This is a genomic window from Haloferax sulfurifontis ATCC BAA-897, assembly GCF_000337835.1.
Taxonomy (GTDB): domain Archaea; phylum Halobacteriota; class Halobacteria; order Halobacteriales; family Haloferacaceae; genus Haloferax; species Haloferax denitrificans.
Genome location: NZ_AOLM01000027.1, coordinates 292,808 through 309,353 on the forward strand (window position 1 = coordinate 292,808; position 16,546 = coordinate 309,353).

19 protein-coding genes, 1 tRNA gene and 1 pseudogene are annotated in these 16,546 nt (G+C 69.3%); 16 read left to right on the forward strand and 5 right to left on the reverse strand.

The window, feature by feature from the left end; genetic code table 11:
* Positions 1–73: 73 nt before the first annotated feature.
* From C441_RS16945 to C441_RS16980, 8 genes are all read left to right on the forward strand, one after another.
* Positions 74–436, forward strand: a complete 363-nt coding sequence (locus C441_RS16945) for a DNA-binding protein (protein WP_004063030.1) — start codon at positions 74–76, stop codon at positions 434–436.
* A 3-nt stretch (positions 437–439) separates the two neighbouring features.
* The gene (locus C441_RS16950; RefSeq protein WP_007276187.1) at positions 440–1,030 is read left to right on the forward strand and encodes a DUF7411 family protein; all 591 of its coding nucleotides are present in this window, start codon (positions 440–442) and stop codon (positions 1,028–1,030) included.
* A gap of 133 nt (positions 1,031–1,163) precedes the next feature.
* On the forward strand, positions 1,164–2,069 hold the full coding sequence (locus C441_RS16955) for an EamA family transporter (protein WP_007276188.1): 906 nt from the start codon (positions 1,164–1,166) through the stop codon (positions 2,067–2,069).
* 54 nt (positions 2,070–2,123) lie between these two features.
* A complete protein-coding gene (hisS, locus tag C441_RS16960) occupies positions 2,124–3,419 on the forward strand; it encodes a histidine--tRNA ligase (protein ID WP_007276189.1) in 1,296 nt (431 codons plus the stop codon).
* A gap of 120 nt (positions 3,420–3,539) precedes the next feature.
* Complete coding sequence (locus C441_RS16965) at positions 3,540–4,007, forward strand: universal stress protein (RefSeq protein ID WP_004967495.1); 468 nt, start codon at positions 3,540–3,542, stop codon at positions 4,005–4,007.
* Between the two features lie 68 nt (positions 4,008–4,075).
* Positions 4,076–4,927: a tRNA pseudouridine(38-40) synthase TruA gene (truA, locus tag C441_RS16970; protein WP_007276190.1), complete on the forward strand. Its 852-nt coding sequence runs from the start codon at positions 4,076–4,078 to the stop codon at positions 4,925–4,927.
* Positions 4,928–5,014: 87 nt separating this feature from the next.
* A complete protein-coding gene (locus tag C441_RS16975) occupies positions 5,015–5,662 on the forward strand; it encodes an HAD family hydrolase (protein WP_007276191.1) in 648 nt (215 codons plus the stop codon).
* Positions 5,663–5,772: 110 nt separating this feature from the next.
* A complete protein-coding gene (locus C441_RS16980; protein WP_007276192.1) occupies positions 5,773–6,096 on the forward strand; it encodes a hypothetical protein in 324 nt (107 codons plus the stop codon).
* 6 nt (positions 6,097–6,102) lie between these two features.
* On the opposite strand, the gene C441_RS16985 is transcribed toward C441_RS16980, so the two are convergent.
* Positions 6,103–7,440, reverse strand: a complete 1,338-nt coding sequence (locus C441_RS16985) for a M28 family metallopeptidase (RefSeq protein ID WP_007276193.1) — start codon at positions 7,438–7,440, stop codon at positions 6,103–6,105.
* A 146-nt stretch (positions 7,441–7,586) separates the two neighbouring features.
* On the opposite strand from C441_RS16985, the gene C441_RS20075 reads away from it, so the two are divergent.
* Together C441_RS20075 and pepF are read left to right on the forward strand one after the other, a co-directional pair.
* Positions 7,587–7,742 (forward strand): DUF7563 family protein, encoded by a 156-nt coding sequence (locus C441_RS20075; protein WP_007276194.1) that lies wholly within the window; start codon positions 7,587–7,589, stop codon positions 7,740–7,742.
* Between the two features lie 84 nt (positions 7,743–7,826).
* Entirely contained in the window at positions 7,827–9,626 is a 1,800-nt protein-coding gene (pepF, locus tag C441_RS16990) for an oligoendopeptidase F (protein ID WP_007276195.1), read from the forward strand.
* Positions 9,627–9,645: 19 nt separating this feature from the next.
* On the opposite strand, the gene C441_RS16995 is transcribed toward pepF, so the two are convergent.
* A complete protein-coding gene (locus C441_RS16995) occupies positions 9,646–10,257 on the reverse strand; it encodes a universal stress protein (protein ID WP_004967502.1) in 612 nt (203 codons plus the stop codon).
* Between the two features lie 144 nt (positions 10,258–10,401).
* Between C441_RS16995 and C441_RS17000 the strand changes: the two genes are divergently transcribed.
* The 5 genes and pseudogenes from C441_RS17000 (at position 10,402) to C441_RS17015 (ending at position 13,877) form a co-directional block, all read left to right on the forward strand.
* Positions 10,402–11,181 carry an electron transfer flavoprotein subunit beta/FixA family protein gene (locus C441_RS17000; RefSeq protein ID WP_007276196.1) on the forward strand — a complete coding sequence of 260 codons (780 nt, stop codon included), beginning with the start codon at positions 10,402–10,404 and terminating at the stop codon, positions 11,179–11,181.
* Positions 11,182–12,213 (forward strand): electron transfer flavoprotein subunit alpha/FixB family protein, encoded by a 1,032-nt coding sequence (locus C441_RS17005; RefSeq protein ID WP_007276197.1) that lies wholly within the window; start codon positions 11,182–11,184, stop codon positions 12,211–12,213.
* Positions 12,214–12,341: 128 nt separating this feature from the next.
* Positions 12,342–12,863 (forward strand): annotated as a pseudogene (locus C441_RS20365) (NAD(P)/FAD-dependent oxidoreductase); the annotation flags it as partial.
* On the forward strand, positions 12,823–13,569 hold the full coding sequence (locus C441_RS20370; protein ID WP_007276199.1) for a hypothetical protein: 747 nt from the start codon (positions 12,823–12,825) through the stop codon (positions 13,567–13,569). The pseudogene C441_RS20365 and the gene C441_RS20370, both read left to right, overlap by 41 nt.
* Positions 13,566–13,877 (forward strand): ferredoxin family protein, encoded by a 312-nt coding sequence (locus C441_RS17015; RefSeq protein WP_049920662.1) that lies wholly within the window; start codon positions 13,566–13,568, stop codon positions 13,875–13,877. The genes C441_RS20370 and C441_RS17015 overlap by 4 nt, the downstream gene beginning before the upstream one ends.
* A gap of 240 nt (positions 13,878–14,117) precedes the next feature.
* Here the strand turns inward: C441_RS17015 and C441_RS19255 are convergent, their stop codons facing one another.
* Complete coding sequence (locus C441_RS19255) at positions 14,118–14,552, reverse strand: group I intron-associated PD-(D/E)XK endonuclease (RefSeq protein WP_083874949.1); 435 nt, start codon at positions 14,550–14,552, stop codon at positions 14,118–14,120.
* Positions 14,553–14,809: 257 nt separating this feature from the next.
* Positions 14,810–14,917 (reverse strand) — tRNA-Lys (locus C441_RS17020).
* Between the two features lie 86 nt (positions 14,918–15,003).
* Here C441_RS17020 and C441_RS17025 point away from each other — a divergent pair.
* Entirely contained in the window at positions 15,004–16,248 is a 1,245-nt protein-coding gene (locus C441_RS17025; protein WP_007276202.1) for a M20/M25/M40 family metallo-hydrolase, read from the forward strand.
* Here the strand turns inward: C441_RS17025 and C441_RS17030 are convergent.
* A partial coding sequence (locus C441_RS17030) for a DUF7119 family protein (protein ID WP_007276203.1) occupies positions 16,236–16,546 on the reverse strand: 311 nt, incomplete at its 5' end. The genes C441_RS17025 and C441_RS17030 overlap by 13 nt on opposite strands.

Genomic DNA, 16,546 nt, shown 5'->3' on the forward strand with positions numbered 1-16,546 from the left:
ACCGCCGATTCCCCCAGAGCCGTCGGTATACGGGTCCGTAATGGTTTTCAGACATCGGACCGTGCGCTAGGGTATGAGTGGCAGTCCCGACGATGAGCGACTGGAGGAGCTTCGAAAGAAGAAGATGCAGGAACTCCAAGAACAGCAGGGCGGCGGACAGGGCTCCGCCGAGCAACAGCAGGCCGAGGAGGCCGCCCAACAGCGCGCCGAACAGCAGAAACAGGCGCTTCTCAAACAGCACCTGACCGACGAGGCCCGCCAGCGGCTCAACGCGGTGCAGATGTCCAAGCCGGACTTCGCAGAACAGGTCGAACGCCAAATCGTCGCCCTCGCCCAGAGCGGGCGCATCCAGGGCCGCATCGACGACGACAAGATGAAGGCGCTCCTGAAGGAGCTGCAGCCCGAGTCGAAGAGCTTCAACATCCGCCGCCGGTAACACGTGGAACTCGCGCTCCTCTACAGCGGCGGCAAGGACTCCTCGCTCGCCGCACTGCTTCTCGACGCCTTCTACGACGTGACGCTCGTGACCGTCCATTTCGGGGTCACGGACGACTGGACGCACGCCCGCGACGCGGCGGCCGAACTCGGCTACGCCTTCGAGACGCTGGAACTCGACCGCGAGGTCGCACAGGAGGCGACCGCCCGCATGGTCGAAGACGGCTACCCCCGCGGCGGCATCCAGCGCGTCCACGAACACGCCCTCGAAGCGGTCTGCGGGCTCGACTTCGACGCCGTCGCCGACGGCACCCGCCGCGACGACCGCGTCCCCTCTATCTCGCGGGCGCAGGCCCAGAGCCTCGAAGACCGCCACGGCGTCGACTACCTTTCGCCGCTTTCGGGGTTCGGCCGCGGCGCGGTCGACCGCCTCGTGGCGTCGCACCTCGACGTCGAAACCGGCCCGTCCGAGGAGATTCCGAAGGCCGACTACGAGGGCGAACTCCGCCACCTCATCGCCGCCGAACACGGGCGGGCGGCGGTCGACGAGGTGTTTCCTGACCACGTCCAGAGCTACGTCCACGGGCGGCGCTGAGGGCGGTCCCCGCGTTCGGACGCCGCCTTCCCGCCTTCCCGCCTTCCCGCCTCCCCGCCTTCTCACCTTCTCGCCACCAGCCACCGCGGCTCGTACCGCGTCGTTTTTCACGCCACCGCGCGCCGGGTGAGTCATGGACCCCGGCATCGCCTACTCCGTTCTCGCCGCGTTCGTCTGGGGCGTCTACATCTTCGCCCTGAAGCGGTACTTCCCGGGCTACTCCGGGGCGGTTCTCACGGTCGTCGTCAACGCCTTCGCAGTCGTCCTGTACCTCCCGGTCACGGCGATGACGTACGACCCGCAGGCCGTCCCCTCGCTCGCCGAACTCGGCGCGACGGGCGTGGGAATCGTCGCCGGCACGGCCGCCCTCGTCGGCGTCGCGCTCATCCTGTTCGTCGACGCCCTCGACGCCGGCGACGTCTCCTACGTCGCGCCCATCAACAAGCTCGTCCCGGTGTTCGTCCTCCCCATCGAAATCCTGTTTCTGAACCAGTTCCTGACGGGGATTCAGGTCCTCGGCGTCGCGGTCGCCACCGTCGCCGTCTACGTCGCGAACTACGAGGGTGGGGCGTTCCTCGACCCGCTTCGGCGCGCGGTCCGGTCGCGACCCGCCCAACTCGCGCTCGCCAGCGCGGCCTGTTACGCCGTCAGCGACGTGGGCAAACGCGTCGCGCTACAGGAACTCGGCATCCCGACGAGCGTGTTCGTCCCGGTGCTTTTCGTCGGCGCGGCGCTCGCCGTCCTGCCCGTCGCGGTCCGGAACTGGCCGGGCGTCCGCGGCGACCTCCCGAAGTTCGCCGCGGCTGGCGCGCTCGTCGCCGTCGGCGAACACGTCACGTCGACCGCCTTCGGGCTGGTGCCGGCGAGCGTCGCTTCGCCCATCGTCAACACGCAGGCCATCGTGGCCGTCGTCCTCGGCGGGGTCGTCCTCCGCGAGGCCCGGTTCGGCACGCGCCTCGTCGCCGCCGTCCTCGCGGTCGTCGGCGTCTCGCTCATCGCGCTCGGCGACGCGGCGGCGCTCCGCGCCCTCGTCGGGTAGTCGCCCTCGCCCCGAACAACAGGTTTCAAGCGCGACCTTCGCCAACCAACGCGCATGTACGACCGACTCAAGGGATTTCGTGACTTCTACCCCGGCGAGATGTCGGCCCGGCGCGAGGTCGTCGACACCGTCGAGACCGCCGCCGCCCGCTACGGCTTCCGCGAAATCGGGACGCCCCACCTCGAACGGACGCAGATGTACGTCGACAAATCCGGCGAGGAAATCGTCGAGGAGCTGTACGCCTTCGAGGACAAAGGCGGTCGCGAGGTCACCCTCACGCCCGAACTGACGCCGACGGTCGCCCGGATGGTCGTCGCCAAGCAACAGGCGCTGTCGAAGCCCATCAAGTGGGTCTCGACCCGGCCCTTCTGGCGCTACGAGCAGGTCCAGCAGGGTCGCTTCCGCGAGTTCTACCAGACCAACGCCGACATCTTCGGCTCCACGGAACCCGAGGCCGACGCCGAGATTCTGGCCTTCTGCGCCGACGCGCTGACCGACCTCGGTCTCACGGCCGACGACTTCGAGTTCCGCGTCTCCCACCGCGACATCCTCGGCGGCCTGCTCCGGTCGTTCGACGCCGACGTGGACGTCGCCGACGCGGTCCGCGCCGTCGACAAATCCGAGAAGGTCGAACGCGAGGAGTACCTCGGCCTGCTTTCGGACGCCGGCCTCTCGTACGACCAAGCCGGCGAGTTCGCCGACCTCATCGAGCGCGGCGACCTCGACGAAATCGCCGAGTTCGGCGGCGACGACGTCGCGGCCGCGGTCGAGAACCTCCGGAACGTCCTCGCCGCCGCCGACGACTTCGGCGCGGGCGAGTTCTGCGAGGTGTCGCTTTCGACCGCCCGCGGGCTGGACTACTACACCGGTGTCGTCTTCGAGTGCTTCGACTCCACGGGCGACGTGTCGCGGGCGACGTTCGGCGGCGGCCGCTACGACGACCTCATCGAGTCGTTCGGCGGCCAGCCCACCCCCGCCGTCGGCGTCGGCATCGGCAACGCGACGCTCCAACTGCTCTGTCAGCGCGCCGGCGTCTGGCCCGACGAGGAGCTGGCGACCGACTACTACCTCCTCACCGTCGGCGACACCCGCGGCGTCGCCTCAGATATCGCCCGCGACCTCCGCGCGGCGGGCAACGTGGTCGAGGTCGACGTGTCCGACCGGAGCTTCGGCGCGCAGATGTCCTACGCCGACTCGGTCAACGCCGACACGGTCGTCATCGTCGGCGAGCGCGACCTCGAAAACGGCGAAGTGACGGTCAAGGACATGGCGAGCGGCGACCAGACCACCGTCCCCGTCGACGACTTCCCCGGCGAGCGCGACGCGCCGACCTACGAGGACTACGAGTAGGCCGACTCGCGGGCCACGCCGGCAGACTCGACCCTCGCGCCGGCCGACTCGCGCCGCGATTCCCGCGGCCCGATACCGGCGCGCGCCCTTTTGTCCCCGCCCGTCGTACAGGCGAGTGACATGTACGACAGGATTCTCGTCCCGCTGGACGGTAGCGGCCCCGCCGACGAGGCGCTCGACCGCGCTCTCGACCTCGCCGCGACGACGGACGCGACGCTCTACGCCCTCTACGTCGTCGACGAGCGCGCCCTCCACGCGACCCAACTCGACGCCGGCGGCCTCGTCCGCGCCTACGAGGCGGAAGGCGAGCGCATCGTCTCCGAGGCCGTCGAGGCGGCCGAGGCGGACGGCATCGAGGTCGTCACGGCCGTCGAACACGGCTCGCCGCACCGGGCGATTCTCCGGTACGCCGACGAGGTCGACGCCGACCTCATCGTGATGGGGACCCACGGCCGCCGGGGAATCGAGCGCTACCTGCTCGGGAGCGTCACCGAGCGCGTGCTCCGGCTGGCCGACGTGCCGGTGCTCTCCGTCCGAAGCGAGGACTCGCCGGTCGAAGACGAGCAGTCGCTGGACGCGGACGCGTAGTCGCGGGGCGACCGGAGCCGCCGAACCGGGTGGCGTCGGTTAAGTAGTCCGCCGGAAAATCACCCGGCATGCGCGCTTTCCGCGTCGCCTACGACGGACGCCCGTACCACGGGTTCCAGCGACAGCCGGACGTGCCGACCGTCGAGGACGCCCTCTTCGACGCCTGCCGCGCGCTCGGCGTCTGCGACGACGACGAGGAACCGACCGACTACGCCGCCGCCGGGCGGACCGACGCGGGCGTCTCCGCGCTCGCCCAGACCGTCGCCTTCGACTGCCCAGACTGGTGTACGCCGCGGGCGCTGAACTCGGAGCTTCCGGGGACGGTGCGGGCGTGGGCCGCCGCCGACGCGCCCGACGACTTCCACGCCCGGCACCGGCCGACCCGCCGCGAGTACGTCTACGACCTCCACGTCCCGAGCGACGGCTTCGACGACGACCGGGCGAGCGCCGCCTTCGACGCCTGCCGCGGCGAACACGACTTCCACAACCTCACGCCCGACGACCACAGGACGGTCCGTGCCATCGACGGCGACCTGACCCGCGACGGCGACTTCCTCCTCGTGCGCGTCGAGGCCGGCGGCTTCGCCCGCGAACTCGTCCGCCGACTCGTCTCGCTCGTCCGCGCCGTCGGGTCGGGCGCGGCCCCGCCGTCGAAGGTGGACGACGTGCTCGGTCCCGACCACCTCGACGGCCCCGAGGGCGTCCCGCCCGCGCCGCCGACCCCCCTGCTCCTCACGGCGGTCGACTACCCGGGAGTCGAGTTCGACGTGGACTCGATGGCCGCCGAGAGCGCCGCCGCGGCCTTCGGCGAGCAGGCCCTCGCGGACCGCATCGGTTGGCGCGTCGGCTCGCGCATCCGCGACGGCGTCCGGCGAGAGGCGGGCGACCGCACCGTCGGCGGCGGCGAAGACCGCAGTTGACGGACGCGCGAGGAGTCAATAGCCCTCCGGAGCGGTCGGGGTCGCACATAGCAACGTTATCGTGACTCGGGCGCGAACCGTTCGACCATGTGCTACGACGCTGTCATCTTCGACAACGACGGCGTGCTGACGAAGCCGACGCTCCTCGAAGTCCAGCGGGAGGCGGTCAGACGGGCGTTCGCCGAGTTCGACGTCGAGCCGACGACCGAGACGGTCGACGGGGTGATCAACGGCGGCCTCACGCGCCTGCGCCGCATCTGTTCTGTCCACGACGTGCCGGTCGACGAGTTCTGGTCGCGCCACGAGACCCACGCCGCGGCGACCCAGCGGACGTGTCTCGAAGACGGGACGAAACCGCTGTACGACGACGTGACCGCCCTCGACGACATCGGCCACCCGCTGGCGGTCGTGAGCAACAACCAGCACGCGACCATCGAGCACATCCTCGACGTGTTCGACATCGGCGACCGCTTCGAGGTGGCCTACGGCCGCGACCCGACCGTCGAGGGCGCGCGGGTGAAGAAGCCGGACCCGCACTACATCGAGCGCGCGATGGGCGAACTCGGCGTCGACTCGGCGCTCTACGTCGGCGACAGCAACGTCGACGTGGTCGCGGCCGACCGCGCCGGCATCGACTCGGCGTTCATCCGCCGACCCCACCGCGAGGGCTACCAGTTGGCCGCCGAGCCGACCTACGAACTCGACTCGCTCGACGAACTGCTCGCGGTGTGCTGACGCGCGGGAGAACGACCCCCGCAACGCTCACCTCACCGCGGGTCCGCGCCGCGGCCCCGCGCCGCGTATCGACCAGTAGACACATCACGCGGCCCGCCGTCGGCTCACGCATGGACCGGTCCGCCGCGTGGGACGCCACCCTCCGCATCGTCTTCGGCCTGTTTATCGTCGGCGTCGGCAACGCCATCGGCGGCTTTCTCGCCAGCCTGACGGGCATCGCCGGCCTCGCGCTCTACCTCCTCATGGCCGTGCCGACGTTCGTCTACGGGATGTTCTACGTCGTCATCGGGGCCGGGATGGTCGTCGAGGCCGCGACCGAGAGCGCGCTGTCGAAGGCGAATCTGACGGTCGAAGTCGCAGACGGCGAGGCAAACGGGCGCGATGACTCGGACGGCGACCGCGGCGACGACGCCGACCCCTCCGCGCGCGACTGACCGGCGCTACTCCCAGCCGTCGGGCCAGATGCCCGCCGCCTTCATCCCCGTCTCGAAGTCGGCGTCGCGGAACGCCGCCGCGAGTTCGTCGTCGTCGAGTCGGGGAACCTCCCCGTCGGCGGCCGCCGCCGCGAGTTCACGGACGACGAGCGCGGCGAGCATCCCGTGTTCGCGGACGTTTCTGTCGTCGACCTTGTCGCGGGTGTCGGCGTGGGTGTGGCCCCACCCGCGGCCGCGCTCGCCGCTTTCGCTCCGGAGTTGGAGCGCCGGGACGCCGGCGCGGACGAACGGCCACTGGTCGCTGAACGGGTGCGGCTCGGGCTCGATTTCGACCGGGTGGCGCGTCTCGTTGCCGACTCGGGTCGCCACCGCGGCGGTCGCCTCGGAGGTGTGGCTGTGGGCGACGAGGTCGCGGAACCGCCCCGCGCCGTCGACGTTGACGACGGCGGCGACGCGGTCGAGGTCGAGGCGGTCGGCGAGGTGTTCGGAGCCGGTCAAGCCGAGTTCCTCTGCGCCGACGCCGACGACGCGCACGCCGAGGTCGAGGTCCATCTCGGCGAGGAGTCGCGCCGCGGTGACGACGACCGCGATGCCACAGCCGTTGTCGAGCGCGCCCTCGGCGATGTCGTGGGCGTCGAAGTGGGCGCACAAGAGCAGTTCGCGGTCGGTGTCGGGGCCGACGCGACCCTCGACGTTCCGGCTCTCGCCGGGCGCCGTCTCGGCGTCGACCGAGAGGGTCGCCTCGCCGCCGCGGGCCGCGTAGTCGGTCAGCCACGACCCGGTTTCGGCGCTCACGCCGACCGCGGGGGCGGCGGCCTCCTCGTCGTAGCGGAGCGCCCCGGTCGGGGGGAGTTGCCCGGGGACGTGGTTGACGAAGACGAATCCGACCGCGCCGGACTCGATCGCGTAGTTGAACTTCTCCATCCGGTGGACGAACCGGCCGCCGGCGGGGGTGGTCGCGCTGGCGACGGCGAGCGCGCCGTCCACGTCGGCCGCGTCGATTTCGCTCGGCGTGCCGTAGCCGACGTCGACCAGCGGGCCGGAGACGGTCGCCCGCGGAGCGTACGGGAGCGCGACGGCCTCGAAGCGCCGCTCGTCGGGCGCGGTGAGGTCGAGCGTCGTGTCGCCGCGGGTCCAGCGCGCCATCTCGAAGGGGTCGAACTCGACTCGTCCGACGCCCGCGTCGGTGAAGGCGTCGGCGACGAGCGTACTCGCGCGGCGGTCGCCCGGCCCGCCGGCCATCCGGTCGCCGATGGCGGTCAAATCGGTGAGGAACGCCCACGGGCGGTCGTCGACCCACGTCCGGGCGAACGCCTCGCGGACCGCGGGGGAGAGGTCGTCCATGGGGCATCCACACGCCCGCCGGTCAAAGTGGTTTGCGCCGCCGGACCCCGCCGAGCGAACCCCCCGCGGCCGGGGCCGGAGTCGGTGTCGGATGCCGAAAATCGCCCATAACATCTAACTCAGTTGACGTGGTACGAACGACCGCCATGCCGACATGTCAGAACTGCGATTCTTTCGTCACGGAAGGTTACGTCAGGGTGTTCGCCCCGGAGGGCATGGACGACCCCCGCGTCTGCCCGCACTGCGAGGACTTAGTCCGGGACGGCTCGCAGGTCCGAGAGGCGAGGGCGACCCGCCACTGACCGGGTCGCGGTCGCCCGCTTCGACCCCGCACCGCCCCTCGATTGATAAGGCTTACCAGCCGCGCGCGCGTCAAAGTAGCCGACATGAGTTCGGTTCCCGAGCGGAGCGACATCGACGAGGAGTACAAGTGGGACCTCGACAGCATCTACGCGTCCGACGACGAGTGGGAAGCGGCGTACGAGGACGTCGCAGAGCGCGTCCCCGAACTGGCGAGCTACGAGGGTCGCGCCACCGACGACCCCGAGACGCTCCTCGAACTCTTCGAGACGATGGAGTCCGTGCTCCGCGAGGTGTCGATGGTCGTCTCCTACGCGAACCTCCGTAGCAGTCAGGACACGCGGAATCAGGAGTACCAAGCGCAGGCCGGCCGCGCGGAGGCGCTGGCGTCGAGGGCCCGGAGCGCGGTCAGCTATCTGGACCCCGAACTGCAGGAGCTCGGCCGCGACGGCGTCGACGAGTTCGTCGAGGAGGAACCCGAGCTGGCGGCCTACGAGCACTACTTCGACGACGTGCTCCGGACGAAGGAACACACCCGCTCCGCGGAGGTCGAAGAAGTCCTCGCCGACCTCTCGGACGTGACCGGCGCGTCCAGCGACATCTACTCGATGCTCGCCAACGCCGACCTGGAGTTCCCGACCGTCGAGAAGCCCGACGGGACGTCCGTCGAAATCACGCAGGGCAACTTCACGAAGCTCCAGAAACACCCCGACCGCGAGTTCCGCCGGACCGTCCACGAGGAGTTCTACGACCGCTGGGCCGACGTGCGCAACGCCGTCGGCACCTCGCTGAAAAACAGCGTCAAAAAGGACGTGAAGACCGCGCGCATCCGCGACTACGACGCCGCCCGCGAGGCCGCGCTCGACGGCCCCAACGTCCCCGTCGAGGTGTACGACAACCTGCTCGACACCGTCCGCGACAACCTCGGCCACCTCCACCGCCACGCCGAGTTGAAGCGGGAGGCCATCGGCGCGGACGAACTCCAGATGTGGGACCTCTACGTCTCGCTCACCGGCGACCACGGCCCCGAGATTCCGTACGAACAGGCGAAAGAGTACATCGTCGAGGCCGTCGAACCGCTCGGCGAGGCCTATCAGGAGCGGATGGCCGAGGGGCTCGACGACCGCTGGGTCGACGTGTACGAGAACCGCGGCAAGCGCTCCGGGGCGTACTCCGCGGGCACCTACGACACCCAGCCGTTCATCATGATGAACTACCAGGACGACGCCGCATCGATGTTCACGCTCGCCCACGAGCTGGGCCACTCGATGCACTCCGAACTCGCCAACGACGCCCAGCCGTGGCACGACGCGAGCTACGACATCTTCACCGCCGAGGTCGCCTCCACGGTCAACGAGACGCTCCTGACGGAGTACCTGCTGGAGAACGTCGACGACGACGAGCTCCGGATGCACGTCCTCGACGAGTACCTCGAACGGTTCCGCTCGACGCTGTTCCGCCAGACGATGTTCGCCGACTTCGAACTCCAGATTCACGAGGTCGTCGAGAACGACGGCGCGCTCACGCCCGACCGGTTCGACGAGATGTACGGCGACCTGAAGGCGGCGTACTACGAGCCCGCGGCGACCGACGACCGCATCGCCCGCGAGTGGATGCGCATTCCGCACTTCTACTACAACTACTACGTCTACCAGTACGCGACGGGCATCTCCGCGGCGGCGGCCATCGTCGAGCGCATCCGCGAGGAGGGCGAGTCGGCCGCGGCGGACTACCGCGAGGCGCTCGCGCTCGGCGGGAGCGAATACCCCCTCGACGTGCTCCAAACCGCCGGCGTCGACATGACCGAACCCGAACCCATCGAGGACGCGATGTCGGTGTACGCCGAGTTCCTCGACGAGGCCGCGACGCTCCTCGACCTCGAATAAGCGAAAAAGCGGTGCGGGCTCAGCCGACCTGCACGAGTTTGGCCTGCCCGGACGCGCTGTTGATGTGGACGTTGTACTCGCCGCGGTCGTCGGCGGCGTGGACGACCCACGCGGACCGCTGTTGAGACGGCGCTTCGATGACGGCGTCGTCGTGGCCGGCGTGGGCGAGCTTTTCGCGCGCGATGCGCTGTGCGTCGAGCGGCGACCGGACGGACTGCTCGCCGTCGCGGAGCCGAATCGTCGTCACCGGGACGCTGGCGAGGCGGCCGACGCGCTCGGCGACGCTCCCGTTTACCAGCCGGTCGACGCCCTCGCGGCCGTGGGTCCCCATCACGATGAGGTCGGCGCGGTGCGTGTTGGCGAAGTCGGCGATTGACGCCGCGGGGTCGCCGACGAGGATGCTCGTCTCGATGTCGACGCCGCGTTCTTCGGCGCGTTCGACCACGTCGGCGAAGGCGCGTTCGCTCCGCGACTGCGAGCGCTCGCCGTCGTCGTCGGTGTCCACGGGCGGTCGAGTGACGTACAGCGCGTGAACCGACGCGCCGACGGCGTCCGCGAGGCGAATCGCGTGACTCGCCGCGTTCATCGACTCGGGACTGGTGTCGACGGGAACGAGGATGTTGGTGTACATTTGTTTGCCCTCCTGAGCCAGAATACGCGGGGAACGGAGTAATATCGCGTATTCGGTTCTTATATTTCGAGAACGACCGGGTCGGTATGTAGCGCAGAGCGTGCTATGTTCGGTACGCGCCGCACACGACGGCGTCGTCAAATTATGAATGACGGATGGAACATCGTCGTCTGCGTCAAGCAGGTTCCCGATGCGGACGACGTCACGATAGACCCCGATACGGGGACGTTGAACCGCTCCGACGCGCCGGCGGTGCTGAACAAGCCCGACCACAACGCCGTCGAGTCCGCGCTCGCGCTCCGCGACGCCGTCGGCGGGACCGTGACCGCGGTCACGATGGGGCCGCCGCCGGCCAGCGCCGTCCTACAGGCGGCCGTCGCCGCGGGCGCGGACGGCGGCGTCCTGCTCACCGACCGCGCGTTCGGCGGGAGCGACACGTGGCCCACGAGCCTCGCGCTCGCGCGGGCGGCCGAAGAACTCGACGCCGACGTGGTCATCTGCGGCGAAGAGAGCACCGACTCCTCGACCGGACAGGTGCCGCCGGGCATCGCCGCCCACAACGGCTGGGCGCAACTCACCTACACCGAGTCCGTCGACCCCCGACCCGACGAGGGCGTCCTCGTCGGCACGCGGGACGTCGAAGGCCGCTACGAGCGCGTCGCCGCCGCGCTCCCCGTCGTCGTGGCGATGGTGTTCGGCGCGAACGACCCGCGACCCGCCGGCTTACACCGGAAGATATTCGCCGAGACCGAGTTCGAACCCGTCCAGTGGACCGCGTCCGACCTCGGCATCGAAGACCGGGTCGGCCTCGCCAACCCGCCGACGAAGGTCGGCGGGATGGACACCGCCTCGCCGGTCGAACGCGAGCGGACGCGCGTCGACAGCGTCGAAGCCCTCTACGACCACCTCGCGGAGGTGCTCTAGATGAGCGCCGCGAGCGGGCCGGAAATCGACGTCGCCGACTACCGGGACGTCTGGGTGTTCGTCGAACAGCACGAGGGTGAGGCCGCGCCGGTGTCGTGGGAACTCCTCGCGAAGGGGCGCGAACTCGCAGACGAGACGGGCGAGTCGCTCGTCGCGCTCGTCGTGGGCGACGATGTCGCCCATCTCGCCGAGGAGGCGGTGACCCGCGGGGCCGACCGCGCGCTCCTCGCCGACGACCCGGTGTTCGAACCGTACCGCGCCGACCCCTACGGCGAGCAGTTCCGCGCGCTCGTCGAGGCGCGCAAGCCGAGCATCGTCCTCATCGGCGGGACCCACACCGGCCGCGACTTCGCGGGTCGGGTCGCCGTGCCCGCCCACGCCGGCCTCACGGCCGACTGCACCGAACTCGCCGTCGACGAGGCGGGGCTTCTCCTCGCGAGCCGACCGACGTTCGGCGGGAGCGCCATGGCGACCATCAAGTGCCCCGCCCACCGCCCGCAGATGGCGACGGTCCGCGCCGGGGTGTTCGACGCCGGCGAACCCGCCGAATCGACCGAGAACGCGGCCGACGCCGTCGAATCGGTCGAAGTCGTCGTCGCCGAGGAAGACACGCTCTCGACCGTCCTCGAACGGGTCGTCGGGGGCGTCGTCGACATCACCGACGCGGACGTCATCGTCGCCGGCGGCGCGGGCTGTGAGGGCGACGTGACGCCGCTGGTCGAACTCGCGGAGGCGCTCGGCGGCGAAGTCGCCGCCACCCGCGCCGCCGTCGAGGAGGGCTGGGTCGAACCCGCGCGACAGGTCGGCCAGACGGGCAAGACCGTCCGGCCACAGCTCTACATCGCCGCGGGCATCTCGGGGGCGGTCCAGCACCTCGAAGGGATGAACGGGAGCGACGTGGTCGTCGCCGTCAACACCGACCCCAACGCGCCCATCTTCGAACACGCCGACTACGGCATCGTCGGCGACCTCCACGAGGTGCTTCCCGCGCTGACTGCGATGGTCCGCGAGAAGCGGGAGGTGGCGGCATGAGCAACGAGGCGACCACGGCCGGCGGCCTGCAAGGCCCGACCCTCCGGACCGAGACGCCGAACTACGACGACGCGTTCGACGCCGTCGTCGTCGGTGCCGGTCTCGCTGGAACTGCCGCGGCGCTGACGATGGCCCGCGACGGCCTCGACGTGCTGATGCTCGAACGCGGCCCCGCGCCGGGGACGAAGAACGTCTTCGGCGGCGTGCTCTACACGCCGACGATTCGGGAGCTAGTCGACATCGACGGCGCGCCGCTCGAACGCTACGTCGCCGAGAAGCGCTTCTCGATACTCTCGTCGGACGGCGACGAGACCGCGGTTTCGATGCGGCCCGGAGCGTGGCGCGACGAGCCCCACAACGACTCCTACACCGTCCTCAGACGGCGGTTCGACGAGTGGTTCGCGAAGCAGGCGGTCGAGGCCGGCGCGACGCTCGTCACCGAGACGACGGTCACGGGCCTCCTCCGCGACGGCGGCGCGGTCGTCGGCGTGACGACCGACCGCCCGGACGGGGAGATTCACGCCCCGGTCGTCGTGCTCGCCGAGGGGGCGAACTCGCTTGTGAGCGAGGGCGCGGCTCAAGGAACGCCCCGAGCGCGACGCGGTCGCGGTGTCGGTCAAAGAGGTGTTCAAACTCGACCGCGACACCATCGACGACCGCTTCCGACTCGACGGCGACGCCGGCGCGGCCTACCAGTACTTCGGCGAGGGGGCCGTCGGCGGCGGCTTCGTCTACACGAACAAGCGCTCCGTGAGCGTCGGGGTCGTCTACCGCGTCGAAGACGCCGCGGCCGGCCAGACGCCCGAGGCGACGCTCGACGCCTTCGAGTCGCACCCGGCGGTCGCCCCGCTCATCCGCGGCGGCCGCCGCATCGAGTACAGCGCCCACGTCGTCCCCGAGGGCGGCGCTCGCGCGATGCCCGACCTCGTCCACGACGGCGCGGTCGTCGTCGGCGACGCCGCCGGCCTCGTGTTGAACAGCGGCGTCCACCTCGAGGGGACGAACATGGCCGTCGAGAGCGGCTACCACGCCGGGAAGGCCATCGCGGCCGCGCTGGCGGACGGCCGGAGCGACGCCGAGGCGCTCGCCGCCTACGCACGGGACCTCGACCAGTCGTTCGTGGTCGAGAACCTCCGGCACTACGACTGGTTCCAGCGGACTATCGCGGCCGACCGGCAGTTCCTCTTCGAGGACCTGCCGCGCGCGTTGGCCAGCGCCGAGACGGAGTACTTCAAGATGGACCGCGCGTCGAAAGACGAACACACGGGCGCGGCCCGCGACCACCTCGTCGCCGCCGCGGGCGGCTGGTTCGGCGCGGCGAAACGCGCCTGGCGCTTCCGGAGGATGTTATCATGAGCACCGCACAACCCCACGTCCCAGACGTGAGCATCGAAGACCGTCTGTACACGGTCAAGTACCGCGACACCGGCGAGTCACACCTCGGCGTCGAGAACCCGGACGTCTGCGCCGACTGCACCACCAACGAGTGCACCTCGGTCTGTCCCGCGGCGGTGTGGACAGTCGACCCGGACGGCGACGGCGTGCCGTCTATCGCCTACGAGAACTGTCTGGAGTGTGGGACCTGCCGCTACGGCTGTCCGTACGACAACGTCGAGTGGAGCTACCCGAAGACCGGCGGCGGCGTCGTGTTCAAGCAGGGCTGAGGACCCACACCCTCAATTTTTAGGGGCTCGATGCCTCTCCCTCCCCAAATAAGATATAGTTGAACGACCGATATGTTCTCGGGGACGTGACTGATGTCAGATGAGTGTTTTCGATTGAACCTGGGGGAACAGACCGGTGTCGACGAAGTGGTGCTCGGCTTTCGAAAAGGAGGTCAGTACTACGAACTGTGATATTGGAACCACCGCTCCAAGCAGAGATCCGAAAAGACGTGACACAATCTACGCCCGGACGCTGTTGACCCAACTGTCAAGTTGGAAGTCATCAGCCCAATTGATGTTTGGAGACTTCTTACGGGCCTGTTCAACACGGAGGCCCATAGACGTATCTGGTGCTTCGTTGATTGGTACGACGTACGATTCTTCGAGTTCAGGGGAGTAAACTGCGAAGAGGTCTATCTGCCCATCGTACCCCTCCTTCTTCACTCGTCGGGTGAGAGTGCCCGAGCTACGAGTTTCAAACTGAACCCTCCCATTTGTCAGTCGACCAGTTTTCACTTGAACACGATGAAATTCTCCGGCTATCTCTACGACGTAATCGTACCGTTCGTTATCACCAAACGGCTCTAACACGGTGACGCCATAACGAGTGAATTCGAAGAGAATCGCGGCCTCACTAGACTGTCCCCGTTGCTTTGGGTGACTAATCTCGTCCATAGCCCCACAACGTATCAGTTCGACAAGAGCGACAGCCACGGAGTGGAAGTAGTCAACGCGATTCGCAATACGGCTTGGTGAAGCTATCGCTCGTGACGTAAGAACGGTAAAGCCGTGTCACTCCGCACGAACTTCGTCGCAGAAACGGGCAGGGAGGGACTTGAACCGAGCCCAGACGTGCTCGCTTCGCTGTGCGCGACTGGTCGGGTTCAATCTCTCGAAGCCGTTTCACTCTTCACAGTTGTTCGGAGTAGAAACGGGCTGGGAGGGACTTGAACCCCCGACCGTCTGGTGTCTTCCGAAACCACGCGACTCGCGTAGTCCCGCTAAAAGCCAGACGCTCTGCCTAACTGAGCTACCAGCCCTCAGCGAGTTCTTAAGTGGGGATACTGATAAGCGTTTATTTTCGCCGCCCCCTCCTGCTTTGTACCCCGTTCCCGTCCCCCACGATATGGACCTTCGCGACTTCGTGGACGCGCTCCTCCGGTTCGAGAGCGTCGCCCGCGCCGAGGCCCCCGCCCAGCAGTGGGTCAAGAACCGACTGCACGACTCCGAGTTCGACACCTACGAGTGGACCGCCGACCCGGCGCGGCTGGCCGGCCATCCGTCGTTCCCCGACGACCCCGACGACATCGACACCGCGAACCGCCCGAGCGTCGCCGGCGTCTTCGAGTTCGGCGACCCCGACGCGGGCCGGACGCTCGTCCTCAACGGCCACGTCGACGTGGTGCCAGCCGACAGGGAGTTGTGGTCCCACGACCCGTTTTTACCCGACTGGGACGACGACGCGGGCACCGTCAGCGCCCGCGGCGCGGCCGACATGAAGGCGGGGCTCGCGGCGTGCGTCTTCGCCGCGCTCGACCTCCGCGACGCCGTCGAGGCTGGCGACCTCGCCCTCGACGGGCGGGTCGTCGTCGAGAGCGTCGCCGGCGAGGAAGACGGCGGCATCGGGGCCGCGGCGGCCGCGATCGACAATCCCTATCCGTTCGAGCGGGACGCCGCGCTCGTCGCCGAACCGACGCGGCTCAAGCCGGTCGTCGCCACCGAGGGGTCGGTGATGAAGCGACTCCACCTGACCGGGCGGACGGCGCACGCGGCCTCGCGGTGGCGCGGGGTCGACGTTATCGAGAAGTTCGAGGCGATTCGGGAGGCGTTTTTCGACCTCGAAGCGGAGCGGACCGACGCGGTCTCCCACCCGCGTTTCGACTACCCGATTCCGTGGCCGGTCTGCGTCGGCCGCCTCGAGGCGGGGTCGTGGGCGTCGAGCGTCGCGGGGACGCTCACCGCGGAGTGGCGACTCGGCGTCGCGCCGGGCGAGACGGTCGCCGAGGTCGAAGCCGCGTTCGAGGAGCGACTGGCGCGCGTCGTCGCCGACGACGAGTGGCTCTCGGCGCACCCGCCGGCGTTCGAGCGGTTTTCGGTGCAGTTCGAGCCGGCCGAAACCGACGCCGACGAGCCGGTCGTAGAGGCGTTGCGGGCGGCGCTTCGGGCCGACGGCCGCGACGACGAGCCGGTCGGCGCGACCTACGGCGCGGACTCGCGGCACTACGTCGAGGCGGGAATTCCGACGGTGCTGTTCGGACCCGGAAACATCGACCACGCGCACTTTCCGGACGAGACCGTCGAGTGGGCGGAAGTCGAGGTGGCGCGGGACGTGATTGGCGAGACGGCGACGCGGTTCCTTCAGTCGAGGTAGTCGTCGAGGGCGTCGGCGACCACGTCGCCGGGGGGCGCGTCTTCGAGCGAGGCGCGGCGGCGGAGTTCGAGGTAGACGTCGGCCGGGAGCGTCACGTCAAGCGTGCCGATATCGACGCCGTGGTCGGCGAGCGCGTCCACGACGGGCGTGCCGTCGTTGACCTCGCTGGCGAGCCGGCGGACCTCGCGGACGGTCAGTCCGGCGTCGAGCGTCGCCCACGCGAGGTGGAGCCGGGCGTCGCCGGAGACGCGGGCGATGTGCTTGGCGGCCGTGGGGGCGATGCGGCCGCGGGCGACGT

What these genes read in the sequence shown, in the direction of transcription:
- C441_RS16945 (WP_004063030.1), top strand. Translation starts at nt 74, where the DNA reads ATGAGTGGCAGTCCCGACGATGAGCGACTGGAGGAGCTTCGAAAGAAG.
- C441_RS16955 (WP_007276188.1), top strand. Translation starts at nt 1,164, where the DNA reads ATGGACCCCGGCATCGCCTACTCCGTTCTCGCCGCGTTCGTCTGGGGC.
- hisS (WP_007276189.1), top strand. Translation starts at nt 2,124, where the DNA reads ATGTACGACCGACTCAAGGGATTTCGTGACTTCTACCCCGGCGAGATG.
- C441_RS16965 (WP_004967495.1), top strand. Translation starts at nt 3,540, where the DNA reads ATGTACGACAGGATTCTCGTCCCGCTGGACGGTAGCGGCCCCGCCGAC.
- truA (WP_007276190.1), top strand. Translation starts at nt 4,076, where the DNA reads ATGCGCGCTTTCCGCGTCGCCTACGACGGACGCCCGTACCACGGGTTC.
- C441_RS16975 (WP_007276191.1), top strand. Translation starts at nt 5,015, where the DNA reads ATGTGCTACGACGCTGTCATCTTCGACAACGACGGCGTGCTGACGAAG.
- C441_RS16980 (WP_007276192.1), top strand. Translation starts at nt 5,773, where the DNA reads ATGGACCGGTCCGCCGCGTGGGACGCCACCCTCCGCATCGTCTTCGGC.
- C441_RS16985 (WP_007276193.1), bottom strand. Translation starts at nt 7,440, where the DNA reads ATGGACGACCTCTCCCCCGCGGTCCGCGAGGCGTTCGCCCGGACGTGG.
- C441_RS20075 (WP_007276194.1), top strand. Translation starts at nt 7,587, where the DNA reads ATGCCGACATGTCAGAACTGCGATTCTTTCGTCACGGAAGGTTACGTC.
- pepF (WP_007276195.1), top strand. Translation starts at nt 7,827, where the DNA reads ATGAGTTCGGTTCCCGAGCGGAGCGACATCGACGAGGAGTACAAGTGG.
- C441_RS16995 (WP_004967502.1), bottom strand. Translation starts at nt 10,257, where the DNA reads ATGTACACCAACATCCTCGTTCCCGTCGACACCAGTCCCGAGTCGATG.
- C441_RS17000 (WP_007276196.1), top strand. Translation starts at nt 10,402, where the DNA reads ATGAATGACGGATGGAACATCGTCGTCTGCGTCAAGCAGGTTCCCGAT.
- C441_RS17005 (WP_007276197.1), top strand. Translation starts at nt 11,182, where the DNA reads ATGAGCGCCGCGAGCGGGCCGGAAATCGACGTCGCCGACTACCGGGAC.
- C441_RS17015 (WP_049920662.1), top strand. Translation starts at nt 13,566, where the DNA reads ATGAGCACCGCACAACCCCACGTCCCAGACGTGAGCATCGAAGACCGT.
- C441_RS19255 (WP_083874949.1), bottom strand. Translation starts at nt 14,552, where the DNA reads ATGGACGAGATTAGTCACCCAAAGCAACGGGGACAGTCTAGTGAGGCC.
- C441_RS17025 (WP_007276202.1), top strand. Translation starts at nt 15,004, where the DNA reads ATGGACCTTCGCGACTTCGTGGACGCGCTCCTCCGGTTCGAGAGCGTC.